19 protein-coding genes and 2 pseudogenes are annotated in these 23,580 nt (G+C 63.2%); 17 read left to right on the top strand and 4 right to left on the bottom strand.

Translation table 11 applies throughout. The annotated features are described in order from the left end of the window. Window positions 1–99: 99 nt before the first annotated feature. The 4 genes and pseudogenes from istA to C2R25_RS02620 form a co-directional block, all read left to right on the top strand. A pseudogene (gene istA / locus C2R25_RS02635) lies at window positions 100–1,590 on the top strand (IS21 family transposase); the annotation flags it as partial. 7 nt (window positions 1,591–1,597) lie between these two features. Then, entirely contained in the window at window positions 1,598–2,332 is a 735-nt protein-coding gene (gene istB, locus C2R25_RS02630; protein WP_103727739.1) for an IS21-like element helper ATPase IstB, read from the top strand. A gap of 143 nt (window positions 2,333–2,475) precedes the next feature. Beyond that, window positions 2,476–2,889 (top strand): annotated as a pseudogene (locus C2R25_RS02625) (DNA-binding protein); the annotation flags it as partial. A gap of 130 nt (window positions 2,890–3,019) precedes the next feature. Further along, window positions 3,020–3,586 carry a hypothetical protein gene (locus C2R25_RS02620; RefSeq protein WP_103727738.1) on the top strand — a complete coding sequence of 189 codons (567 nt, stop codon included), beginning with the start codon at window positions 3,020–3,022 and terminating at the stop codon, window positions 3,584–3,586. A gap of 29 nt (window positions 3,587–3,615) precedes the next feature. Here C2R25_RS02620 and C2R25_RS02615 read toward each other — a convergent pair whose 3' ends face one another. Beyond that, window positions 3,616–4,065, bottom strand: a complete 450-nt coding sequence (locus tag C2R25_RS02615) for a hypothetical protein (protein WP_103727737.1) — start codon at window positions 4,063–4,065, stop codon at window positions 3,616–3,618. Beyond that, a complete protein-coding gene (locus tag C2R25_RS02610; RefSeq protein ID WP_199183743.1) occupies window positions 4,044–4,400 on the bottom strand; it encodes a hypothetical protein in 357 nt (118 codons plus the stop codon). Before C2R25_RS02610 ends, C2R25_RS02615 begins: the two co-directional genes overlap by 22 nt. A 228-nt stretch (window positions 4,401–4,628) precedes the next feature. Here C2R25_RS02610 and C2R25_RS02605 point away from each other — a divergent pair, with 228 nt between their 5' ends. From C2R25_RS02605 to C2R25_RS02580, 7 genes are all read left to right on the top strand, one after another. Continuing rightward, entirely contained in the window at window positions 4,629–8,957 is a 4,329-nt protein-coding gene (locus C2R25_RS02605; RefSeq protein WP_103727736.1) for a strawberry notch family protein, read from the top strand. Then, window positions 8,957–9,994: a toprim domain-containing protein gene (locus C2R25_RS02600; RefSeq protein ID WP_103727735.1), complete on the top strand. Its 1,038-nt coding sequence runs from the start codon at window positions 8,957–8,959 to the stop codon at window positions 9,992–9,994. Before C2R25_RS02605 ends, C2R25_RS02600 begins: the two co-directional genes overlap by 1 nt. A gap of 316 nt (window positions 9,995–10,310) precedes the next feature. Continuing rightward, a complete protein-coding gene (locus C2R25_RS02595) occupies window positions 10,311–11,234 on the top strand; it encodes a DUF2493 domain-containing protein (protein ID WP_103727748.1) in 924 nt (307 codons plus the stop codon). Window positions 11,235–11,321: 87 nt separating this feature from the next. Next, window positions 11,322–11,900 (top strand): hypothetical protein, encoded by a 579-nt coding sequence (locus C2R25_RS02590; RefSeq protein ID WP_103727734.1) that lies wholly within the window; start codon window positions 11,322–11,324, stop codon window positions 11,898–11,900. A 225-nt stretch (window positions 11,901–12,125) separates the two neighbouring features. Next, window positions 12,126–12,293, top strand: coding sequence for a hypothetical protein (locus C2R25_RS20625; RefSeq protein ID WP_164714525.1), 168 nt, complete (start codon window positions 12,126–12,128; stop codon window positions 12,291–12,293). A 139-nt stretch (window positions 12,294–12,432) separates the two neighbouring features. Next, window positions 12,433–12,876, top strand: coding sequence for a hypothetical protein (locus C2R25_RS02585; protein ID WP_103727733.1), 444 nt, complete (start codon window positions 12,433–12,435; stop codon window positions 12,874–12,876). Between the two features lie 561 nt (window positions 12,877–13,437). Further along, window positions 13,438–13,764: a DUF736 domain-containing protein gene (locus C2R25_RS02580; RefSeq protein ID WP_103727732.1), complete on the top strand. Its 327-nt coding sequence runs from the start codon at window positions 13,438–13,440 to the stop codon at window positions 13,762–13,764. Window positions 13,765–13,970: 206 nt separating this feature from the next. Here C2R25_RS02580 and C2R25_RS02575 read toward each other — a convergent pair whose 3' ends face one another. Beyond that, complete coding sequence (locus tag C2R25_RS02575) at window positions 13,971–14,384, bottom strand: helix-turn-helix domain-containing protein (RefSeq protein ID WP_024338473.1); 414 nt, start codon at window positions 14,382–14,384, stop codon at window positions 13,971–13,973. A 114-nt stretch (window positions 14,385–14,498) separates the two neighbouring features. Continuing rightward, on the bottom strand, window positions 14,499–16,544 hold the full coding sequence (locus C2R25_RS02570) for an NAD(+) synthase (protein WP_103727731.1): 2,046 nt from the start codon (window positions 16,542–16,544) through the stop codon (window positions 14,499–14,501). Between the two features lie 236 nt (window positions 16,545–16,780). On the opposite strand from C2R25_RS02570, the gene C2R25_RS02565 reads away from it, so the two are divergent. The 6 genes from C2R25_RS02565 to C2R25_RS02540 all read left to right on the top strand — a co-directional run bounded on the left by C2R25_RS02565 (window position 16,781) and on the right by C2R25_RS02540 (window position 23,526). Next, window positions 16,781–17,329: an MAPEG family protein gene (locus tag C2R25_RS02565; protein ID WP_024338471.1), complete on the top strand. Its 549-nt coding sequence runs from the start codon at window positions 16,781–16,783 to the stop codon at window positions 17,327–17,329. A 213-nt stretch (window positions 17,330–17,542) separates the two neighbouring features. After that, window positions 17,543–20,512: a cation-translocating P-type ATPase gene (locus C2R25_RS02560; RefSeq protein WP_233203725.1), complete on the top strand. Its 2,970-nt coding sequence runs from the start codon at window positions 17,543–17,545 to the stop codon at window positions 20,510–20,512. Window positions 20,513–20,593: 81 nt separating this feature from the next. Then, on the top strand, window positions 20,594–21,118 hold the full coding sequence (gene lspA, locus C2R25_RS02555) for a signal peptidase II (protein ID WP_044411231.1): 525 nt from the start codon (window positions 20,594–20,596) through the stop codon (window positions 21,116–21,118). Window positions 21,119–21,120: 2 nt separating this feature from the next. Continuing rightward, on the top strand, window positions 21,121–21,855 hold the full coding sequence (locus C2R25_RS02550; RefSeq protein WP_024343497.1) for a cytochrome c biogenesis CcdA family protein: 735 nt from the start codon (window positions 21,121–21,123) through the stop codon (window positions 21,853–21,855). 118 nt (window positions 21,856–21,973) lie between these two features. Beyond that, entirely contained in the window at window positions 21,974–22,846 is an 873-nt protein-coding gene (uppP, locus tag C2R25_RS02545) for an undecaprenyl-diphosphatase UppP (protein WP_024343496.1), read from the top strand. 23 nt (window positions 22,847–22,869) lie between these two features. Beyond that, window positions 22,870–23,526: a cation transporter gene (locus C2R25_RS02540; RefSeq protein WP_024343495.1), complete on the top strand. Its 657-nt coding sequence runs from the start codon at window positions 22,870–22,872 to the stop codon at window positions 23,524–23,526. The last annotated feature ends 54 nt before the right edge of the window (window positions 23,527–23,580 follow it).

Here is a 23,580-nt window from a genome sequence, read left to right as displayed (position 1 = left end):
TTCTGATAAAGCTCCACTCTCTTCATCCTTCCACCTCCGCACAAAAGCGAAGGTCTAACAGGACTGGCCCTTTTTTATCCCGGTGCTCCGGTCCGGTCCGTGGCCCCTTTTATTCCCGGTGTTCTCAGCCGGCTTTCGCTGGTTCAGGGGAAGTCGATCAAGGCGATCTGCCGGGAGTTGGGCGTGTCGCGCAAAGTGGTGCGGAAGGTTTTGCGCACCGATGAGACCGAGTTCAAATACGAGCGGACACACCAACCTCAACCGAAGCTCGGTCCATGGCGCGATCAGCTTGATGGCATACTGCTTGCTAATGAGGCGAAGTCTTCGCGCGAACGGCTGACGCTGATCCGGATCTATGAGGATTTGCGCGACCTCGGCTACGAAGGCGGTTACGACACCGTTCGGCGCTATGCGAGGACATGGTCGAAAGCGCGCGGCGCCGTGACGGCGGAAGCCTACGTGCCGCTCTATTACGCGCCCGGCGAGGCTTACCAGTTTGACTGGAGCCACGAGATTGTCGTGCTCAATGGCGTGACGACAGGGGTGAAAGTGGCGCATGTCCGGCTCTGCCACAGCCGGATGATGTATGTGCGGGCCTATCCGCGCGAGACGCAGGAGATGGTCTTCGATGCCCATGACCGGGCGTTCGCCTTCTTCGGCGGAGCCTGCACGCGTGGCATCTACGACAACATGAAGACGGCGGTTGAGACAGTCTTCGTCGGTAAGGAACGGCAATATAATCGCCGCTTCCTGCAGATGTGCAGTCACTTCCTGGTCGAACCCGTCGCTTGCACGCCAGCCTCCGGCTGGGAGAAAGGGCAGGTTGAGAACCAGGTCAATCTGGTCCGCGAACGCTTCTTCACACCCCGGCTGCGCTTCAAATCTTACGACGATTTGAACGGTTGGCTAATGGACAAATGCATCAGCTATGCCCGCGCCCATAAGCATGTCGATCAGACGGAGCGCACGATCTGGGAAGTGTTCGATGCGGAGCGTCCGCACTTGGTCAGCTATCCCGGCAAGTTCGATGGTTTCCATGCCGTTCAGGCCTCGATCGGCAAGACCTGCCTGGTGCGCTTCGACAACAATAAATACTCGGTGCTGTCCACCGCGGTCGGTCGCCCGGCCGAGATACATGCCTATGCCGACCGCATCGTCATCCGGCAAAATGGTGTCGAGATCGGCCAGCACGAGCGCTGCTTCGGCCGTGGCGAGACGATCTATAATCCATGGCATTACGTTCCGGTCCTGACTCGCAAGCCGGGAGCGCTGCGCAATGGCGCACCGTTCCACGACTGGGTTTTGCCCACCGCCATGGAGAAGGTGCGCCGCCGGCTGAAGGTTATGCATGACGGTGATCGGCAGATGGTGTCGATCCTGGAATGTGTCGGCATCGACGGACTGCCCGCCGTCGAGGTGGCCTGCCAAGAGGCGCTTGATGAGGGTGTCTTCTCGTCCGCCGTCATCATCAACATTCTGGCCCGCAAGCGGGACCCGCAGCCGGCCGCCATCCTTTCCATTCCCGATGCGCTCCGCCTGACCCATGAGCCTCTGGCCGATTGCGCACGTTATGACAGCCTCAGGAGGGCAAGCTGATATGGAACGATCCCAAATCCTCGACATGATGGGCACGCTGAAGCTCTACGGCATGCGCGGCGCCTACGACGAGACAATGGCTTCCGGCATCAAGCGCCAGCACGAGCCGCCGCGTATCGTCGGCGACCTGTTGCGGTCGGAGATCGCTGAGAAGCAGGCGCGCTCCATCAAATACCAGATCACCATCGCCAAGTTGCCGCTGGCCAAGGATATCGACGACTTCGACTTCACCAACACACCGGTCAATGAAGGGCTGGTGCGCCAGCTGGCGACAGGGGCATTCCTCGCCGAGCAGCACAACATCGTTCTGGTCGGCGGCACCGGCACGGGAAAGTCCCACCTGTCCATCGCGCTTGCCCGCGCCCTGATCCGCAATGGTGCGCGCGGACGCTTCTACAACGTCGTCGACCTCGTCAATCGGCTCGAAACGGAAGCGCGCAATGGCAAGCAGGGCCGGCTTGCTGACTTCATCACCAGGCTCGACTTCGTTATCATGGACGAACTCGGCTATCTCCCGTTCGCCCAGGCCGGCGGCCAGCTTCTCTTCCATCTCATCAGCAGGCTCTACGAGCGAACCTCGATCATCGTCACGACGAACCTAACGTTCGGCGAATGGCCTGCCGTCTTCGGTGACGCAAAGATGACCGCCGCTCTGCTCGACCGGCTTACCCACCATTGCGAGATTGTCGAAACCGGAAATGAATCCTGGCGCTTCAAAAACCGCTCTCAAAGCTAAAGCCGAGAAAGACAATCAAACCGCGCCCGCCGACCCTGCGCAATATGGAAAGCTCCAGGCCGGCGGGCGCTAACCGTTGCAACCTGAAGGAGGGGTTCCTTTTGGACGCCGATAAGGGGTCCAGTTACAACGCCGATTGACACTCACAGCACGGCCTCGACATGCGGCTCGGTCAGGCTGATCGACTGGCCCGCGCCACCGGCCTCGACATGGTGGACGTCGGTTGGCGTCCGACCGTCGGCAACTATCTCGGCCGCGTCACCAAGCCCCGCATCCTTCAGGCGGTCCGCGAGGGCGCCGGCGACCAGGCCGCGCAGCTCATCGACCATCTGAAGAAGGGCGACATGGCCAAGGAGGCCGAGCGCCTGCTGGCGGATACCGGCTGGCTGCCCGAGCCCCTGCGGCTGATCGACCAGGCCGACGCGCCGATGGCCCAAGACGATGCTGACGGTGAAGTCGGCAGCGCCGCGCTGCCCGAGTTCCTCGCAGGCGAGGACGAAGACGACGTCCCGGCGGATGCCGAAGATGAGGAACGCCCGCTTGTTGCGACGGAATGAATGACATGCGGGGCGGCTCCGGCCGCTCCGCTCTTTTTTTGCCAGGTGAGCAGAGAATTCCTAGCTGCGGCCTTGAACGTACTGTCGTTACGCATCATATTCGGATCGTTACGACAGTACGGAGATTACGATGGCCGATCGCACAGTGGTTCAACGCGTCAAGAATCAACGCGACGCCCGTCTACTCGAAGGCTGGCAAGAGGTCCGCGTCTGGGTTCCTAGCGAAAAGGACGCGGAAGATATCCGAAACATAGCCGCCGACCGACGGGCCAAGGCCGAAGCGCTCGACGGACTCAGCAAGGAGGTTCCGAACGTGAGCTCACAGACCGAAGCACGCATTGCCCAAGCCATCGCCGAACACGGATCGGCGGCCTATAACACCCCCTCTGGCGCCGTTCTCGATCTCATGACCGAGCTGGCGGGCGAGGACGACCTGCAGGGGTTCTCCCGCGCCGTGGTGATCCTCGCGCGCGCCAAGCCCGCCAACGCCAAGTTTGTCCTCGCTCGCGTCCCGGCGAAGATCAGCAATTTTGTCATCCAACATCGCGGGATCGCGGCGTCGGACTTGATGAAGTGGGCAGACGCCAATCCACAGTGGCCCGAGGACTTGAAGCGCTCGGTCCGCGATCCGGAGCAATTCGAGCGCATCGTCGAGGCGATGGCGGAAAGCATCAAGGTCTTCGCGAAGTCGCACTGACATCTCGCCGAACGCAATTCGTTCGAGATTTATGACCCGCCCGAAACCTCGACATGAGGCCGCACCCTGCCGAATAGGCCCGCGATGACCGAGCGGGCTCTGACCGGAAATGCCTCGTCCCCGGCCGAAGCCACGAAACGGTCGAATGCGTGGTTCGGATAGTAGGCGTTCAATACGCCGATCACATAGCCCAGCTCGCTCGGCGTCTTCTCCAGCCCCGCCGCAAGTGCGCACGCCAGGCCTTTCTCCAGATCATGGCGGATCTCACGGCGACATCGATCGTCGCTCCAGCCCTGGGCGACGAGAAACGCCTTCAGCACCAACTCAGAGGCAATGGCGATCGCGTAGCAGGTCTCGCGCGCATCACCGCGATCGGCCAACGCAGCGCTCGGCAGGAAACCTTCGCCATTGGCGAAGAACACCTGCGCCAGTTCGCGATCGATCCCGGTGTCCGTCGCTACCAGACCGCGACCTCCCACTGACCGTTAACGCGCGCAAAGCCGATCGGCCGGTTCTGCGGCGGCGCATTCGGCTTCGTCGAATCCATCACGATCTGCGTCATGCAGGTGACGCCTGGGCCGACGCCACCCGGCGAACAGTCGCCGAGCTTCAGCGTCGCATTGGTCAAAGGTCCCGTGAACAGCCGGTGACGCCGAACCGCGGCCGTCGCCTCGTCCTCCGTCGGCTGCGCGACCCCGGCCTCGACAGCCGGCGACGCAGACACCGGCGCAATCACCGGCCGAAAGACGAACCCCGTGCCGAACCCGACCGCCAGGCAACCCGCCGCAATGATGCCGATCGCGCTTCCCTTCATCTCGCCTGCCTCTTTCCTACCGGCACGGCGAACTCCAGTGAGTTAAGGCGCCGCGACTTCTTTTCCCGGGAAAGTTTAGCGTCAGATCGCCGCCGCCGGAAGGCGGTGCGATGAGCCGGGCTCAGCCCGCGACAGAGTGAGAGGGTGGCCGGGACGGGTTTGAGCCCCGTCCGGTCGAGAGAGAGCGCCGGGCCGGCTCGTCCGTCTCAGCTCTCCGAGGTCTCCATCATGCTCCATGCTCCGCTTCCGGCTGCCGTCCCGGCAGTCTCGCTCCCGCTCGCGCCCGCGACGCTGCCGGCCTCCGCCGTGCTGGCCGCCGCCGAGCATCTCCTCCCTCATCTTGAACAGGGCCGACCGGTCGACGCAGGGACACTGCGCGCAGCCATGGAGGCGGCCTTCGGCGCGTCCGACGCTGTCGGCGCCTGGGACTGGAAGACGGCCTATGACGCTTGCGAGGTCGCGACGGTCCTGTTCCTGCGCAAATACGGAAAGGCGCTTTTCCGCAAAGCCGCTTCGCCGGCTTCACGTCTTTCCGCGCTGACCAAGATCGTCCGCCTTCTGCCGACGCATACGCGCCGCTCAGAAGAAGCGCAGGCCTTCCAGCAATTCTCGACCCCGGTCCCGCTCGGTCTCACCGCCCTGACTGCGGCATCGCTGACTCCGGCCGACCGCGTGCTGGAGCCCTCGGCCGGAACCGGCCTGCTTGCGATTCTCGCCGAGATCGCCGGCTCCGCGCTCATCCTGAATGAGCTTGCCGAGACCCGCGCCGATCTCCTTACCTCCCTCTTTCCGGCCATCCCGGTCACGCGCTTCGACGCCGCACAGATCAACGATCACCTCGATCGGACGGCCGTTCCCAGCGTCATCATCATGAACCCGCCGTTCTCGGTGATGGCAAACGTCACCGGACGGGTGGCCGACGCCGCTTATCGCCATGTCGCCTCGGCCCTGGCGCGTCTCGCCGATGGCGGCCGCCTTGTCACCATCACCGGTGCGAACTTCTCACCTGACCAACCTGCCTGGCGCGACGCTTTCATCCGCCTGCAGGAGCGCGGGCGTGTCGTGTTCACGGCCGCCGTCGCGGGCTCGGTCTATGCCAAGCATGGCACGACCATCGAGACGCGCCTGACCGTCATCGACAAGGCGCCGGATGAGGACCCCGCACGCTTTCCGGACTCCGCCGGCCTCGCGCCCGATGTCGCGACGTTGCTCGCGTGGATCGACCAGCAGGTTCCGACCCGGCTGCCGGTATCGCTCCCGACAACGATCGCCGACGCGCCCGGCGCGCCGCGCACCGTGCGCGGCTATCTCGCCCGGGCCGCGTCAGCAGCGCCTGCGCGCCGCATAGCGCAGCCCGAAGGCGTGCCCCTCGACTATGAGACGATCGACTGGACGCCGCCCGAGGGCGGCCGCCTATCGGACTCGATCTACGAGACCTATGCGCTCGAGTCGATCCGCATCCCCCTCGCACAGTCGCATCCCACCAAGCTCGTGCAATCGGCGGCGATGGCGTCGGTCGCACCGCCGAAGCCGAGCTATCGGCCAGTGCTTCCCGCCCATATCGTCAGCGACGGCGTGCTGTCCGACGCCCAGCTCGAGACGGTGATCTATGCCGGAGAGGCCCATGGCGACTATCTCGCCGGCGCCTGGACCGTGGACGAAACCTTCGACCTCGTCTCGGCCGCGCCGGACGACGCGGAAAATGCCGTTCGCTTCCGCAAGGGCTTCATGCTCGGCGACGGCACCGGCGCCGGCAAGGGCCGCCAGTCGGCCGGGATCATCCTCGACAACTGGCTCCAGGGCCGGCGCAAGGCGGTCTGGATCTCCAAATCCGACAAGCTGCTCGAGGACGCCCAACGCGACTGGTCCGCGCTCGGCATGGAGCGGCTGCTGGTCACACCGCTGTCGCGCTTCCCCCAAGGGACCGCGATCCGTCTCGCGGAAGGCGTCCTTTTCACCACCTACGCCACGCTACGGTCCGACGACCGCGGCGAGAAGCTTTCGCGGGTCAAGCAGATCGTCGAATGGTTGGGCTCCGATTTCGACGGAGTGATCATTTTCGACGAAAGCCACGCCATGCAGAACGCCGGTGGCGGCAAGGGAGAACGGGGCGATGTCGCTCCTTCGCAGCAGGGCCGTGCGGGCTTGCGCCTCCAGCACGCTTTGCCGAACGCGCGCGTCGTGTACGTTTCGGCGACCGGCGCGACCACCGTCCACAATCTCGCCTATGCCCAGCGGCTCGGCCTGTGGGGCGGCGAGGATTTCCCCTTCGCCAATCGTGCCGAATTCGTCGAGGCGGTCGAGAATGGCGGCGTCGCGGCCATGGAAGTGCTGGCGCGCGATCTGCGCTCGCTCGGCCTCTACACATCACGATCGCTGTCCTACGACGGCGTCGAATATGAGTTGCTCGAACACCAGCTCACGCCCGAGCAGACGCGCATCTACGATGCCTATGCCGGCGCTTTCGCCATCATCCACAATCATCTCGACGCGGCGATGCAGGCCGCCAACATCACCGGCGACAGCGGCACGCTGAACCGGCAGGCGAAGTCGGCCGCACGCTCTGCCTTCGAATCCGCCAAGCAGCGCTTCTTCGGCCATCTGCTGACCAGCATGAAGACCCCGACACTGGTCCGCTCGATCGAGCAGGACCTGGCCGAAGGTCATTCGGCTGTGATTCAGATCGTATCGACCGGCGAAGCGCTGATGGAACGGCGTCTCGCAGAGATTCCCACCGAGGAGTGGAACGACGTCCGGGTAGACATCACGCCGAGGGAATATGTCCTGGATTACCTCGCCCATTCCTTCCCGGTGCAGCTCTACGAGCCGTTCACCGACAGCGAGGGCAATCTGTCATCGCGTCCGGTCTTTCGCGACGGCCAGCCCGTCGAAAGCCGCGAAGCCGCCGCCCGGCGCGACGAGCTGATCGAACGGCTCGCATCGCTTGAGCCCGTGCCGGGCGCGCTTGACCAGATTGTCCAGCGTTTCGGCACCGACATAGTGGCCGAGGTGACGGGCCGCTCGCGCCGCGTGGTGCGCAAGGGCGAGCGGCTTGCCGTCGAGAACCGCGCCGCCTCCGCCAATCTTGCCGAAGCCGCCGCGTTCATGGATGACCAGAAGCGCGTGCTCGTGTTCTCGGAAGCGGGCGGCACCGGCCGCAGCTACCACGCCGATCTCGCGGCGCGGAACCAGCGCCTGCGCGTCCACTATCTGCTCGAGCCGGGCTGGAAGGCCGATGCCGCCATCCAGGGCCTGGGCCGCACCAACCGGACGAACCAGGCGCAGCCGCCGCTCTTCCGGCCGATCGCCACCAACGTGAAGGCCGAGAAGCGCTTCCTCTCGACTATCGCGCGCCGGCTCGACACGCTGGGCGCGATCACACGCGGCCAGCGCCAGACGGGCGGACAGGGCCTCTTCCGACCCGAGGACAATCTGGAATCGCACTATGCGCGCGATGCGCTCCGGCAGCTCTATCTCCTGCTCGTGAGCGGCAAGGTCGACGGCTGCTCGCTCGACCGCTTCGAATCCGCCACCGGCCTGAAGCTGATGGACGACAACGGCATCAAGGACGAGTTGCCGCCGATCACCACCTTCCTCAACAGGCTCCTCGCGCTGACCATCGATCTGCAGGGCGTGCTCTTCACGGCGTTTGAGCAGCTCCTCACTGCCAAGATCGAGGGCGCGGTCCGGAGCGGCGTCTATGATGTCGGGTTGGAGACGCTGCAGGCCGAAAGCTTCGTCGTCACCGACAGCCAGGTGATCCACACCCATCCAGGCACGGCTGCGGAGACGCGGTTGCTCACCATCATGCGGCGAGAGCGCAACCGGCCGACCACGCTGGACACGGCAATCGACCATCTCGCCGATCCCCGCGCGCGGCTCCTCGTCAACGGCCGATCCGGCCGGGCCGCCGTGCAGATCCCGGCGCCATCCATGATGCTCGACGATGGCGAGATCGAACGGCGCGTCTGCCTGATCCGGCCGATGGAGCAGCACTACGCGCCACTGCGCATGATGGACGAGAGCCATTGGGAGGAAGCCGACCGCCGCACCTTCGCAACCGCCTGGGATACCGAACTGGCCGAGGTGCCGGAGTTCTCCGACAGCACTATCCACATCGTCGCCGGCCTGCTGCTGCCGATCTGGAAGCGTCTGCCCAACGAGTCGACGCGGGTCTATCGGCTCCAGACCGACGCGGGCGAGCGCATCATCGGTCGCCGCGTATCCCCCGCCTGGGCCGCGAACGCCGGCACCATGGGCGCCAGCACCCTGACGCCAGACGCCGCCTTCACAGCGCTGATCGGCGGCACGACTATTCTCGATCTCACTGACGGCATGCAGTTGCGCCGCGCCCGCGTGATGGGGACCAACCGCATCGAGCTGTCGGGCTTCACCGATGCGATGCGGGATCGACTGCGGGCCTATGGCCTGTTCAGCGAGATCATCTCGTGGAAGCTGCGCTTCTTCGTGCCCATCGATGCGTCAGGGCCCGCCATCCTCACCAAGCTGCTCGACACCTTCCCGATCGCCCGCATCGCCGAACGGGAGGCCGCGTGATGGCCCGGCAGGACGCCTCCGACCTTGCGCACAGTCTTGGCCGGCAGGCCGAGGCGGTGTGCCGGCATTATCTCTATAGCGGGCGTCGCGAGGGCCGCTACTGGCTGGTAGGCGACGTGCGCAACACGCCCGGCCGCTCGATGTATGTGCGGCTGAAGGATTCGCCGAAAGGTGTCGCGGGCAAATGGACCGACGCCGCCACCGGCGAACATGGCGATCTCCTCGATGTCATCCGTGAAAGCTGCGGCCTGATCGACTTCAAGGACGTGGCCGATGAGGCCCGGACCTTCCTCAGCATGCCGCCCCCCGAGCCGGAGCCGCGATTTCCGGAGCGCCAACGGCAGGCACCAAGCGGCTCGCCGGAAGCAGCCAGACGTCTCATCGCCATGTCGCAGCCGATAACAGGCACGATCGTGCAAGCGTATTTACGGAAACGCGGCATTACGGATTTACACGGAACCGGAAGCCTTCGCTTCCATCCACGCTGCTATTATCGGCCCGACGAGCACGCGCCGACCGAGACCTGGCCGGCGATGATCGCCGCTGTAACCGATCTCGACGACAGGATCACGGGAGCGCACCGAACCTGGCTCGATCCCGGATCGCGTGACAAGGCACCGATCGGCACGCCGAGGCGAGCAATGGGCGACCTGCTCGGCAACGCGGTGCGCTTCAGCGCCGGCGGCGAGGTCATGGCGGCCGGCGAAGGCATCGAGACCGTCCTTTCGCTCCGACAGGTGCTTCCCGACATGCCGATGCTGGCGGCGCTCTCGGCAGCGCATCTCTCCGCCATCCTATTCCCCTATACGCTCCGACGGCTCTACATCGTGCGCGACAATGATCCGGCCGGTGACGGTGCGCGTGACAGCCTGATCGAACGGGCGAACGCGGTCGGGATCGAGGCGATTGTCATCTCGCCGACTCTCGGCGACTTCAACGAGGATCTCCGCACCTTGGGCATCGATCATCTCCGGCAGCAGTCGCGGATTCAGATTGCACCCCAGGACATCGCAAGGTTCATGGCGCTCGCGGCATAGACCGGCACGCGAGAGCGGCAATGAGACGGTGTGTCGTCATGCTCGCGCGGATGCACCAACCGTCGAAGGGGGACCGCGCCTCGGCCTTCGAGAGGGCGATCGGCCAGCAAACGGGCCCGCCCGACAATGGCTGCGGCCAACGATTTTCCGGCGGCGCGTGCCGCGCCTTTCCATCGCGAGGCAAAATCGCCGGCCTTCGCCATCCTTCGCTGACGCTCCGGCCCTGCGCTGCGCTCCGGGTGCAGGGCTGGCCCGCCCGCCGGCTTTCGTCGCCATGAAGGCCGCGACGGTCGCGGTCCAATCGACGGAGCATCCCATGAGCGAGCACGACGACTTCGAACCGCATCACGCCTCATCACCGACCGACCATGTCCTCAACGAACTTCAGCTCCACGGCTACCGTCCCTTCGAGGATGAACCCGACCAGCGGCTCTTGCCCGACGGCAATGCGGTTGCAGGCGCCATCGCTGACATCTTCGACGCCCTGATCGGGACGCTGGAGGACACTCGCCTCGAACCCGACCTCGACGATCTCCTTTGGTCGACGGTCAACGTCTTCCACCGCGCCACCGACCGGATCGCGCGCGAACTCGACGACAACGAGCAGGCGCAACGCCGCGGACAGCGTGAACAAGACGGCAGCGAAGTGAAGGCGGTCGAACTCGAGCGCCATATCGCCGAGGGGCAGACCCTGATCGAACGTCAGAACGCCTTCGAGCTGATGCGCGACCAGGCGGCCGAACATTACGAGCGCCACGTCGGCAAGACCTGGCTTCCGCGCAGCGGATCAAAGGTCAACCACCGCAATCTCACCTCTGCGATGATCGATAGCCGCGACTTCTTGGCAGCGAAACGGCGCGCCGAGCAGACGATCCTCCTTCCGCCCGGTCCGAAGATCCTCGTCACCGGCGGTCTCGACTTCAACGATCACCGGTTGATCTGGGCCAAGCTCGATCAGGTGCACGAGAAGCACCCGGACATGGTGCTGATGCACGGCAAGTCGCCGAAAGGCGCCGAGAAGATCGCCTCGCTGTGGGCTACGAACCGCAACGTGCCGCAAATCGGTTTCGCTCCCGACTGGACGAAACACGGCCGCGCAGCGCCCTTTAAGCGCAACGACGAGATGCTGGAAATCCTGCCCAAAGGCGTGATGCACTTCCCCGGCACCGGCATCAATGACAACCTTGCAGACAAGGCCAAGAAGCTCGGCATCCCGGTCTGGAAGTTCGGCGGCGCGTGAGCGCCGCCTGCCCGCAAGGCGACTGAAACGCTGGATCGCACCGCGCAGCGTTTCTACTTAAAGCACTGAACGGACAGCGAGGATTCGATGAGCACAATCACGGACGACGACTATAAAACCCATATTGCAACTGTAGTCGCCGAGGGCTTCACGCTCGATCCCCCCGGATTTGAACGTCTTTCGTCGTGGACGCACATGCTGATGCACCTCGTCAACGCGCACACCAACTTCGAGTGGGTGCGTGACCACCCTGTCGAACTCGGCGAGCTGGAAAACTCGCTGCGCCAGCAGGCGTTCTTCGTCGCCGGAATCATGGCCTATTGTCGCTGCTACGCATCGTCGGGATCTGGAATTCCGATACTCGATGCAAAGAAGGTCTACGAAGGATCAGACGACGGAAAACAGGTCCATGAACGTCTCATCGGCCTCCGTAACTCGATCGCCGCGCACACGGACGCGTCGGACATCGTTCGCCTCACTCTCGCAGTGAAGGACGAGCCCGAACGTCTCGTCATACGGCACCTGTGGACGATGGCTGTCCCCGTCAACGAGATCGCGGATTTCCTGGAAGCTGTCGCTCACACCGAGCACTTCGCCACGATCAGCCTGAACAAATATTTGAACCGGCTCGAAAAGAACCATGGCAAGACGATTGAACTCGACTGACGGTTTTCCCGGTTTCACCGCGGCTCCTGACGCGAAAACCACCCCCGCTTATCTGCGCTGATCCTTGGTCAGACTGATCGCCTGACGCCATCAACCCGTAAAGGGTCGGCTATGCGAGCATGCCGCCGCTTCGGCTGCGCCTGCGCGGTGATTGCAGCGTTCAGTCCGACACTTCGGGCGCCTGTCAGCGGGGGATGGTCCTCCGCTCAAACAGGAGCCGGATCGATGTCCCTCAACGACGCGCACGCCTTCGCCTTCAGCCTCGCCACCACCCTGATGGCCGCTATCATCATCTTCCAGGCCGGCGACGGCACCCTCTCGGTGACGCCCGCCAGCGAGTACGACGGCGACATGGCCGCGATCGTCCATGAGATCGATCCCTTCGCCCCATAACCGGGGCGAACCGGCGCCGCCGCGCGGAAGTCGCACGCGATTTCCGCTCCCGGCACAGTCGATTTCCGCTATAGTTTGATCGCGCCGTGGTGGTGGTGGAGGCGCAACCGTCAGACCTTTTCTCACGGAGGCCACCATCATGATCATCCTCGCAATACTTGCATCGCTCGCGGCCATCGGCCTGCTTTGCTGGCTGCTGTTCACGCTGGCCGTCTTCTCGCTGCCGGCGTTCGTCGGTGTGACCGCGGGCGCCTGGGCGCACGGCACCGGAGCCGGCATCCCCGGCGCGGTTCTGGTCGGTGCCGTTGCCGCCGCTTTCACGCTGGCGGTCGGCCATCTCCTGATCACCTTCATCCGCCCGATGTGGCTGAAGCTGATCGTGGCCGCCGCCTTTGTCGCGCCGGCGGCGATCGCCGGTTTCCATGCGACCCATGGCATCGTGAAGCACCTCATGCCGTCCGACGGATGGCAGATCACCTTCTCCGTCATCGGCGCGGTCGCTGTCGGCATCACCGCCTTCGCGCGGGTCGCAGGAATGGCGGCGGCCCCAGGCCCGTCCGGCCGGAATCTCGCGCGAGCCTGATCGTCGTCATCGCCGTTGCGAGAGCAGACCAGCGGTGGGCCACGGCCGCCCACGTTGTCTGGGGCCGTTGGGATTGAAGCGTGGGGTGCGGATCGAGCTGAGCCCGGGAAGCGGCTTTCATTGGAGCGCTGCCGTAGCAGGAACATGTCTCGGCGGCACACCGCACGTCCGGCGCGGCGATCTCCCCAATGGCGGTAAAGGGTCAGGATGCAGCGCCGTGCCCTGCCGGAAGGAGGCGAAGCGGGTGAGCATTGTTGCGACGCCGGTTGCCGATGCGGAGGGCCGCCATCTTCTCCGTTTTCTTACCGTGCCTCGACCGCTCCAAACGGCCTCTTCAATGGCCTGATCTGGCCGAAGGTCGGCTGCGCCTCGATCGCCTATGACGCAACAGCGGCGTCGAGCTTTCTTCCCCTGCCGGCTGCGCCGCCATTCCTCGCGAGACAAGAAAGCCCTCCTTAGCTGTCAGGCCCCTGTGGGGTGCGCCGTCAATCGCCTCCGGCCAACCGATCGCCATCGAGGCCGCAATGGTGCGGGCTCGGGAACGGAAAACGGAGACTTACAATGGCGACCATCGGCACCTTCAAGAAGACCGGCTCGAACGAGTTCACCGGCGAAATCGTCACCCTCAGCGTCCAGGCCAAGGGCGTCCGCATCGTCCCCGAAACCCGCTCTGCCGGCGAGAACGCCCCTAGCCACCGCATCCTCGTCGGCCGCGCCGAGATCGGCGCCGCCTGGGCCAAGCGCTCCAACGAGGGTCGCGACTATCTCGGCCTCAAGCTCGACGATCCGAGCTTCAACGCCCCGATCTTCGCCAACCTCTTCGACGACGAGGACGCAGACACCTACAGCCTGATCTGGTCCCGCCCCAATCGCCGCAACGGGGACTGACGTCCCCGCGCGAAGCCCCGCCCGGATCGAACCGGGCGGGGCCTTCCGCCTGGGGCGACCGAATCAGTTTCCGCCTAAAGGCGCGCGTTCGGACTTCAGAAGGCAGTATCAGGTAGCGTCAGCCAACTAGAACGACTATTATAGATGGGGTATTCGGGCACTCCCTAGCCAACAAAGTCGTGGATGTTCCTGAATTCCTCAGCGATTCAGGGGGCATCATGCGAGTTGGGTGAGTCAGCTAAAACTTCTATGATCCGGCACGATGCGACTTTCCCATTGTCGCACGATTTGATCATCCGAGTGAGCTCGCTCTTAAGTCCGAGAAGGCGTCGGATCCGCACCTCGACGGCTTCGAGCTGATCGGTGGCAATTCGGCTCACCTGCTCACAAGAGGACTCTGGCCTTTCCTGCAGAGCGAGCATCGTCTTAATAGCCGGGATGTCGAAGCCGAGATCCCTGGAATGGCGTATGAACGTCAGTCGCCGAACATCCTCTGCTTCATAGAGGCGCCGCCTGCTCTCTGTGCGGGGCGGCGGCGGGATGAGATTGATCCGCTCGTAGTAGCGGATTGTCTCGATATTGACGCCTGTCCGTTGTGACAAGGCTCCGATGGTGATCATGGCGAATTCATTCCGTAACGGTGGTTCGAGTAGGGATAACAACTGGGCGGAAGCGTCATCGGCATCCGTGCGCCGATTGCCGTTGGCCGCTGAGCGCCAACCCTCAGGGCACGTTCATTCCGACGGCGTGTGAGCGCGCAACTCCTCCAACCAGAGGCGGGCGTTGCCATCCGACGGAGCGCGCCAATCGCCGCGCGGCGACAGCGAGCCGCCAGCAGTGACTTTGGGGCCGTTCGGCGACGCCGAGCGCTTGAACTGGCTGATCGTGAAGAAGCGATAGAGGAACACCTCCATCCACGATCTGATTGTGGGCAGATCATATGCGCGACGGCGCTCTTCCGGATACTGTGGAGGCCAAGCTCCGGCGGTGGCGTCACGCCAGGCATGGAAGGCCAGGAAAGCGATCTTCGACGGCTTCAGGCCATAGCGCGTCAAATAAAACAGGGTAAAATCCTGCAGTTCATAAGGCCCAATCTTCTCCTCCGTACTTTGTAAGGCGCCGCCTTCGCCGGCCGGCACGAGTTCTGGCGAAATCACAGTGTCAAGAATGGAGAGCAACGTGCCGTTCGTTGCCTCATCGAAGGCGGCTGACTGTGCCACCCAGCGGATCAAATGCTGGATGAGTGTTTTCGGCACCGACGCGTTGACGTTGTAGTGGCTCATATGGTCGCCGACACCGTAGGTCGACCAGCCGAGCGCGATTTCGGACAGATCGCCAGTGCCAAGCACCATGGCGCCTCGCTGGTTGGCTGCACGGAACAAGATGTCCGTGCGCAGGCCCGCCTGCACGTTCTCGAACGTCACGTCGTAAACCGGCTCGCCTTGCGCGAACGGATGCTGAAGTGACGCCAGCATCTGCTGCGCCAACGGCTTGATGTCGATCTCCTCGGCGGTGACGCCGAGACTACGCATCAGCGTCCAGGCATTTGCCTTGGTGGCCTCCCCCGTCGCGAAGCCCGGCATCGTGAAGCCGAGAATGTCGGACCGGGGCCAGCCTAGCCGGTCGAACGCTTTCGCCGCCACGATCAGCGCGTGAGTGGAGTCCAGACCACCGGAGACCCCGATGCAGACGCGGCGGATGCCCGTCGCCTGAAGGCGCTTCATCAACCCCTGGACCTGGATGCTGTAGGCCTCATAACAGTCCTGGTCGAGGCGTGCCGGATCGGCTGGAGCATAGGGGAAGCGCGCGACGGCCCTGCGCAGCCCGAGGTCCGTCATCGACGGCTCGAACCGGAAGCCGATACGCCGGAACCTGTCTTCAGGCATAGCTTGTGCGATGGCCGCCTCGTTGAAGGTGCCGGTGCGCAGGCGCTCCAGTCTGAGCCTATCAACGTCGACATCGGCGATGGCCATTTGCGAGTCCTGCGGGAACCGTTCGGTCTCTGCCAGCAGCTGCCCGAGTTCATAAATGCAGGCTTGACCGTCCCAAGCGAGGTCCGTCGTCGACTCGCCCGGACCGGCCGCGGAATAGATGTATGCAGCCCAGCACCGCGCCGATTGGGTTGCGCAGAGCAGCCGGCGGGTTTCGGCCTTGCCGACAGTGATGTTGCTGGCCGAGAGGTTGGTAAGGATGAGAGCGCCAGCGAGCGCGGCAAAGTCGCTGGGCGGAGCCGGTCCCCATACGTCCTCGCACAGCTCGACGTGGAAGACGAAGCCTGGCAAATCCTCGGCCGCGAAAATCATATCCATTCCGAAGGGGACGGACTGACCAGCGATCTCGATGGTAGCGCCTTTCAAGTTTCGGCCCGAAGCGAACCAACGCTTTTCGTAGAATTCCCGATAATTCGGCAGATGTCCTTTGGGAACAACACCCAAAATGCGCCCACGATGGACGGCGACAGCGCAATTGTAGAGTCGTCCTTCCCGCACCAGCGGCGCGCCGATGAGCAGAACCGGCGAAAGCTCGCGGCTCGCGGCCGCGACTTCCTCGATCGCTTGTTCCACCCGCTGCAGCAACGCGGCTTGGCCGAGAAGATCGTCAACCGCGTAACCGCAGAGGCCCAATTCCGGGAACACCATCAGCGCAACACCCTGGCGCGCACCGTCGCGGGCGAGCGCGAGCGTCTCAGCGACATTGTAGCTGGGATCGGCGACTTCGCATTTCGGTGTACAGGCAGCCACGCGAACGAAACCCTGCTGATAAATCGAATAGAAGCTCATCCGCCGGTCTCATCTCGTGTTCTTGCGGTGCCCGATCTCGGCACCAAGTGGCCGTGACCGCTGTTACGGCGACCGGGTTCAGTCACGGCCTCGACCCCTCGCAAGGGTTGATTCTGTAGTTACTACAGGATTTATATACCTATGATCGGGGCGTGTGAACCCACGCGCGATGAGTGGTCGCCCCCGGTCTTTCATCACCACAGGCAGGCGGCGGAGGACGACAAGGAGCAAGGACAGTGTTCAAGAGGCTCAGTTCTGACCAGGTGGGCATTGTCCGAGCCTCAGCCGTCGCGCTCGCCTTCGCGGCGGTCGTCCTTGTGGTTGGCTATGCCTGGCTGCCTCCTGAATTGTTCGGCCTCAGCCCAGAGATGGACTTCGGTGAGCGGATCGCGTTCACGTTGAAGGCGAGTATTCTCATGTTTCTCTGGCTGGCCGGCTGCGTCGGCGCGGTGAGCAGAGGCAGGTTCTATTCGCCGGCGGATATACGGGGCTCGGCGTTCGGCAAACCCAGCCCGGCAATCGCCGTGCGTGCCGCGGTGCTGCAGAATTCATTGGAGCAGACAGTACTGGCTTTTGGCGCACATCTGACCCTAGCAGCGCTTCTGCGAGAAACCGAACTGGTGCTCATACCGCTGCTGGTTGCTCTGTTTCTGGTTGGCCGCATCACCTTTGCATTCGGCTACGCCAAACGAGTCTCAGGCCGGGCTTTTGGCATGGCGCTCACCGGCGCCTCAATAATCGCGAGCTATGGAATTGTGGTCGGGCTGATAGCCGCCGGACGCTGACGTCTGTCGCTCGCTTGGACGGCAAAAAACGATTGAAAGGCCTCTTGCTCCTGTAGCCACTACAGAATGTATGGTGCGTGAAAGGATTCGAGCCGGGCTCGAGAGAATAAGCAAATTTAGGAGACCGCAATGACTATTGAAGCCGAGGCTAGAAGCACCTTAGGCACGTTACGCTTCAAGGTTGAGGGCTTGGATTGTCAGAACGAAGTTCGGATGCTTCGTGCCGCGGTCGGTCCCGTCGTCGGTGGCGAGGACAAGTTGTCGTTCGACACCAAGGGCGGTGTCATGGAGGTCGCGGGCCTGACCGCTCCGGCACTCGATACCATTGAGCAGGCGGTCGCTACCACTGGAATGAGGGCACAATTGCTGGCTGAGCTGGATAAGTCCTCCGCGTCGGCGTGGCTGTTCAAGGTCGAGGGCCTCGATTGCAAAAACGAGGTCGCGATGCTCAAGCGCGAAATCGGCCCTCTGGTTGGCGGTGAGGACTGGCTCGCCTTCGACACAGCAAAGGGGTTGATGACGGTCGCGCCTCAGCACCGTGCCTCGATCGACGAACTCGTGAGCGGCATCTCAAGAACCGGGATGTCAGGCTCTCTCATCCAGGATGGTTCGGCCGAAACCATGCTCCTGCGTGTGCGCGGCCTCGACTGCAAGAATGAGGTGGCTGCTCTGACCAGGGAACTGGGACCGCTCGTTGGCGAGGATAAGCTCGCCTTCGACACTTCGCAGGGTGCGATGACCATTGCACCTCAGAGCGGGACAACCCTCCAAGAGATCGAACAGGCGGTCGCGCGAACCGGGATGCGGGCTGAGCTGTGGACAGCGCCGGCCGTTGCTGAGCAGGCAACCTGCGATGCCGCAGGATCCGCGTGCGGTTGCGCGACCAACGTGAAGGAAGCCCTCAGCCCGCCGCCGATCAATCTGCCTGGCGGCGTTGTCTATCGAATCCATGGCATGGATTGTGCCGACGAGATCGCCGCCCTGAAGCGCGAAGTCGGCCCGCTCGTTGGTGAGGACAAGCTCGCTTTCGACCTTCTTAACGGCCGCATGTCGATCGACATGGCGCCTGACGCCGCCTTGGAGGCCAAGATCGAGAAGGCCGTTGTACGCGCCGGCCTGCAGGCGGAGCCCTGGACCGAGGGCGCCACCAGCGAAGGGGCACGGGCAGAAGAGCGGCGCAGACGCATTCAATCATGGCTGACTGCTGCGAGCGGCCTGTTCGTCGCGATCGGATTTGCGGTTCACGCCTGGGTCGGAGGTGGAATCATCGCGGCCTTCGAGGCAGGCGAACATGGTGCAGGTGCAACGCCGCTGCTAAGCGTCATTCTCTATACGCTCGCCGCGCTTTGTGCTGTGCGTTACGTGGCCCCGAAGGCTTGGCTCGCGGCCAGGCGCCTGCGTCCCGACATGAACCTCCTGATGGTGATCGCCGTCGTGGGTGCGATCGGAATTGGCGCTTGGTTCGAAGCCGCAACGGTTTCGTTCTTCTTCGCGCTCGCCCTTGCTCTCGAGGCCTGGAGCCTCGGCCGAGCGCGGCGGGCCGTGGCGGCCCTGATGGAGCTCGCGCCGCCGACCGCGCGCATCATGCTTGAAGACGGCACGGAGAGAGACGTGCCGGCAGCCGAAGTCCGTGTCGGTTCGCACATCATTATTCGACCTGGCGATAAAGTACCGCTCGACGGCCGTGTGGCCGCCGGAGAGAGTGAGGTCAACCAGGCACCGATCACCGGCGAAAGCGTCCCGGTCTTCAAATCGGAAGGAGACGACGTTTTTGCAGGCACCATCAACGGCGAAGGCGCGCTGGACGTCGTGACCACCAAGGCGTCAAGCGATACCACGCTCGCGCAGATCATCCGCATGGTCGGCTCCGCGCAGGGCCGGCGGGCTCCCAGCGAGCAGTGGGTCGAGAAATTTGCACGCGTCTATACGCCCGTCGTTATGGCGCTCGCGATAGCCGTTTTTTTGGTGCCGCCGCTGTTGCTCGGTGGTGGCTGGGAGGTTTGGTTCTATCGCGCCCTCGTATTGCTCGTGATCGCCTGCCCCTGCGCCCTTGTCATCTCGACGCCCGTGACCATTGTGGCTGCCCTTGCGGGAGCTGCGAAGCAGGGCGTGTTGGTGAAAGGCGGCGTCCATCTCGAGACGCCGGCGCGCTTGAAAGCAATCGCCATGGACAAGACGGGGACGCTCACCGAAGGACGTCCTCAGGTCGTGGAGATCTTGGCGCTCGGCAGCCGAAACGAGGATGACCTTCTTCGGTTAGCAGCAGCCCTCGAGGCGCGCAGCGAGCACCCCATCGCCCGCGCTATTTTGGCGAGGGCAACAGAAAACGGCATTGCCGCACAACCGGCCGAGGCCGTCCAGGCCATCACGGGTCGCGGCATGACCGGCCGCGTCTCCGGTCGCGAAGTCTGGCTTGGGTCACGCCGCTACCTCGATGAACGCGCGGTCGGCTCACCGGCCATCCTGGAACGCGCCGACACACTTTCCGGCGCTGGCCGGACCATTGTCGCCGTTGGCGACGGCCAGGAAGTCTGGGGACTGATCGCTGTTGCCGATGCTGTGAGGGCTGAAGCCAAGGATATCGTCACCGCGCTGCATCGGGCGGGCGTGGAAAAAGTGGTGATGCTGACAGGCGACAATCGGGCCACCGCCGAGGCGATTGCCAAGCAGACCGGCATTGATGAAGTTCGCGCGGAACTTCTGCCCGGCGACAAGGTCACGGCCGTCGAGGACCTGGTTCGGCGCTATGGCGTCGTCGCCATGGTGGGTGACGGGGTCAATGACGCCCCTGCCATGGGCCGCGCCAATCTCGGCATTGCCATGGGCGCAATGGGGAGCGACGCAGCCATCGAAACGGCAGACGTCGCCCTGATGTCGGACGACCTCTCCAGACTTCCCTGGCTCGTGCGCCATTCACGAGCCACGCTCGCCGTCATTCGGCAGAATATCGCCTTCTCGATCGCCGTGAAGCTGTTGTTCACAGTGCTGACGGTGATCGGTCTCGCATCCCTTTGGGGCGCGATCGCCGCCGATGTTGGGGCCTCCCTGCTGGTCGTTCTCAACGGTTTGCGGCTCCTCAATCGGGAACAGCGCCAGAGAGATGGTGGCCCAGTCGGCGGCGCAAAGGTTCGAGCACAGGAGCGCCAGCATTCCACTGTGGCTCGCCCTGCAACTGCGCATTGAGCCAATAGCGGCCGCCCTGTATTGGGGCGGCCGCTGACGACAGAAATGCCGATCAGAACCCGAAGAACACAAGGAATCATCGTGGCCGAACGTCCCGCTAGAAATATCGCGATATGGGTTGGCGGCGCATTTGTGGCCGCGCTTCTTTTCGACGTTGCTACGAAGTGGTTGATCATAAATGCCGTCATGGTCCCGCCACGCGTGATCGAGGTTGTGCCCTTTTTCAACCTGACGCTCGGCTTCAACACCGGAGTCAGCTTCGGGATGTTCCAAGATGTCTTCCTCGAGCATCCGTTGGTGTTGGCCGGGATCAAAGTGGCGATCACGGTCGGTCTTCTCGTTTGGGCAATGCGGACCCGCAGGACCATTGAAGCAACGGCTCTCGGTTTGATCGCCGGCGGCGCCGCCGGCAACATCGTTGACCGCGTGCATCAAGGCGCGGTGACAGACTTTCTCGATTTTCACATAGGCAACTGGCATTGGCCGACCTTCAACATGGCGGATGTTGCAATCAGCATTGGCGTCGCGCTGCTCCTGGCTGGATCGCTTTTTTCGACCCAACCGGTGCTTCGCACGCAGGAGCCGCTTAGCAACGGGAAGCGCTGAGCATGGCGGCGCTGGAAATATCGTTGCTCGGGCTGGCGACAGCGGCCGCTGCCGGCGCTATCTCCTTCCTTTCACCCTGCGTCCTGCCGCTCGTGCCGGGCTACCTGTCCTATGTCGCTGGTGGCGCCGGCACGACCGGCAGCAGTGATGCGGTATCCCGGCTTCACATCTTCCGCCCTGCGCTGCTGTTCGTGCTCGGGTTCACGACCATATTCGTGCTGCTTGGAGTCAGCGCGATGGCCCTCGGCGGCCTTCTCCAACGCTTCCAGATGGAAACCAACCTGATCGGCGGAGCTCTGGTCATTGTCTTCGGTTTGGCGATGACGGGGCTCCTTCGCCTCCCGATACTCATGACCGACCGCCGATGGAACGGACCGCGCCAGGTCAATGGACCGGTCGGCGCCTTCCTGCTGGGTGTCGCCTTTGCCTTCGGCTGGACGCCCTGCATTGGCCCGGTATTGGGCTCCATCCTCACGGTAACCGCGACGTCATCAGGCAACGGCGCGATTCTTCTCGGAACTTACGGCCTCGGCCTCGGTGTGCCGTTTCTCCTCACGGCCCTCTTCATGGGAAACGCGGCAGCCGCATTGAAGCGCATGCGCCGCGTCGGTGCCGCGCTGAACATCGGCGGTGGTGCGGTCATGATCGGCGTCGGCGTTTTGATGATGACCGGGAGGTTGCAGGAGATCGCCATTTGGATGCTGATGACGTTTCCGATGCTGGGAGCGATCGGTTGAGGGACTCGCTGGCTGCCGCGAATTGCTGCGACTCGTCAGTCGGCTTCAGAACCCCCGCCGAACTTTGGCGCGTGATTCATCGGGGCGCGCCCGCGCCGCGCAACAACCGGGAGCCAGAATGACGGGAGCGTGTACTCAAGGCGTCGACACCGGATTCGTGGCGCTAGGCTATGGCAAGGTCGCCCTGCTCGGACTTGTCCAAGGCATCACCGAGTTGCTACCGATCTCTTCGACCGCCCATATGCGGATCGTGCCTGCGCTGCTCGGTTGGCAGGATCCTGGCTCAGCCTTTTCAGCCGCCATGCAGCTTGCAGCGCTTACTGCAGTCGTCAGTTATTTCTGGAGCGACGTGAGCCAACTAGCCACCAATTCGCTGCGTGCCGTCGCAAATCGGGATTTCCGAGATCGACACTTCCGCTTCTCGGTCGGAATTCTCCTTGCCACGATCCCGATCGGTATTGCCGGCCTTTCCTTGTCTGGAGCGTTGAACGCGTGCGGCTCGCCGCTTCGTACTCTCGAAGTCATCGGCTGGGCGTGCATCGTCATGGCTGTCCTCCTGGCGCTCGCGGAGATTTTTGCCCGGCACCGACGAACGCTTGAGAACACATCGGCCATCGATGCAATGATCGTGGGAATTGCTCAAATCGGAGCGCTGATTCCTGGCGTTTCGCGTTCAGGCTCGACTTTGACTGCGGCGCTCGCCCTCGGCCTGAAGCGAGATGAGGCGGCGCGGTTCTCATTCCTTCTTGGCCTGCCGGCAATCGCCCTGGCTGGCTTCAAGGAGCTCTGGGAACTCCACAAAGTGCAGCTTTCCGCCGACGGCTGGTCACTACTTCTTGTCGGGCTCGTCGTGGCTTCTATTTCCGCGTTCTGTGCGATTTGGGGGCTGATGCGCGTTCTCGAGCGTTTTTCCGCCTGGCCGTTTGTTATTTACCGAGGTGTTCTCGGTATCGTACTCATCTGGGCGGTTGCTTTGGGCTATTTCACTTGAGATGCAAAATATCGGAAACGTGTATGAGTGAAAAACAACAAGAAGAAGGTGAAATCGAGCTTGACGCGAGCAATGCCGCCGAACGCAGGACTCTTATCTGGGTTCTTGCCATAAACTTCTTGCAGGTGATCGTGGCCGGTGTCGTCGGCGTTATCGCAGACTCGACAGGTCTCTTGGGTGCCGCCCTGGATAATTTGGGAGATGCCGGCGTTTATGCCGTCAGCCTTTATGCCGTCGGCCGGACGATCGTGGCAAAGGTGCGAGTGGCGCGTCTTTCGGGTTTGCTTCTGATCGCCTTTGGACTTGCATTGTTCGTGGAGGTGCTTCGCCGTTTCTTCGTGGGTGCCGAGCCAATCGGCCTCGCCATGATCGTCACGGCTCTCGCCAATGCCGCGCTGAATGTAGTTTGCTTAAAACTGCTGCGGTCGCATCGGGATCGAGGTGTGCATCTCAAAGCGTCCTGGATCTTTACGACGAACGATATGCTGGCGAACGCCGGCATTGTCGCGTCGGGTGCCGCGGTCATGTTCTTCGCGTCCCCGCTGCCTGACCTAATCATCGGGTTGCTGGTTGGCGGCATCGTGCTCAAGGGTGGCTGGAATATCCTGAAGGAGGCGCACGATGCAATAGGTGATGGCTCGTCGCGGCCCAAGGGCCAGTCTAGTCCCGAGAACGACTGAAATAGTCGTAGTTTACAAAATGGTCTGTAGATTGGTTATGAGACGTGTCGACTC

This window comes from Novosphingobium sp. HII-3 (genome assembly GCF_002916655.1).
GTDB classification, from domain to species: Bacteria; Pseudomonadota; Alphaproteobacteria; order Sphingomonadales; family Sphingomonadaceae; genus Novosphingobium; species Novosphingobium panipatense.
Note: the sequence above shows the minus strand (reverse complement) of the source record. Positions and strands in the feature narration are given on the sequence as shown.

Bases quoted from the DNA above. Each gene is read 5' to 3' on its own strand.
- istB (WP_103727739.1), top strand. From the start codon at position 1,598: ATGGAACGATCCCAAATCCTCGACATGATGGGCACGCTGAAGCTCTAC.
- C2R25_RS02620 (WP_103727738.1), top strand. From the start codon at position 3,020: ATGGCCGATCGCACAGTGGTTCAACGCGTCAAGAATCAACGCGACGCC.
- C2R25_RS02610 (WP_199183743.1), bottom strand. From the start codon at position 4,400: ATGAAGGGAAGCGCGATCGGCATCATTGCGGCGGGTTGCCTGGCGGTC.
- C2R25_RS02605 (WP_103727736.1), top strand. From the start codon at position 4,629: ATGCTCCATGCTCCGCTTCCGGCTGCCGTCCCGGCAGTCTCGCTCCCG.
- C2R25_RS02600 (WP_103727735.1), top strand. From the start codon at position 8,957: ATGGCCCGGCAGGACGCCTCCGACCTTGCGCACAGTCTTGGCCGGCAG.
- C2R25_RS02595 (WP_103727748.1), top strand. From the start codon at position 10,311: ATGAGCGAGCACGACGACTTCGAACCGCATCACGCCTCATCACCGACC.
- C2R25_RS02590 (WP_103727734.1), top strand. From the start codon at position 11,322: ATGAGCACAATCACGGACGACGACTATAAAACCCATATTGCAACTGTA.
- C2R25_RS20625 (WP_164714525.1), top strand. From the start codon at position 12,126: ATGTCCCTCAACGACGCGCACGCCTTCGCCTTCAGCCTCGCCACCACC.
- C2R25_RS02585 (WP_103727733.1), top strand. From the start codon at position 12,433: ATGATCATCCTCGCAATACTTGCATCGCTCGCGGCCATCGGCCTGCTT.
- C2R25_RS02580 (WP_103727732.1), top strand. From the start codon at position 13,438: ATGGCGACCATCGGCACCTTCAAGAAGACCGGCTCGAACGAGTTCACC.
- C2R25_RS02575 (WP_024338473.1), bottom strand. From the start codon at position 14,384: ATGATCACCATCGGAGCCTTGTCACAACGGACAGGCGTCAATATCGAG.
- C2R25_RS02570 (WP_103727731.1), bottom strand. From the start codon at position 16,544: ATGAGCTTCTATTCGATTTATCAGCAGGGTTTCGTTCGCGTGGCTGCC.
- C2R25_RS02560 (WP_233203725.1), top strand. From the start codon at position 17,543: ATGCTTCGTGCCGCGGTCGGTCCCGTCGTCGGTGGCGAGGACAAGTTG.
- C2R25_RS02550 (WP_024343497.1), top strand. From the start codon at position 21,121: ATGGCGGCGCTGGAAATATCGTTGCTCGGGCTGGCGACAGCGGCCGCT.
- uppP (WP_024343496.1), top strand. From the start codon at position 21,974: ATGACGGGAGCGTGTACTCAAGGCGTCGACACCGGATTCGTGGCGCTA.
- C2R25_RS02540 (WP_024343495.1), top strand. From the start codon at position 22,870: ATGAGTGAAAAACAACAAGAAGAAGGTGAAATCGAGCTTGACGCGAGC.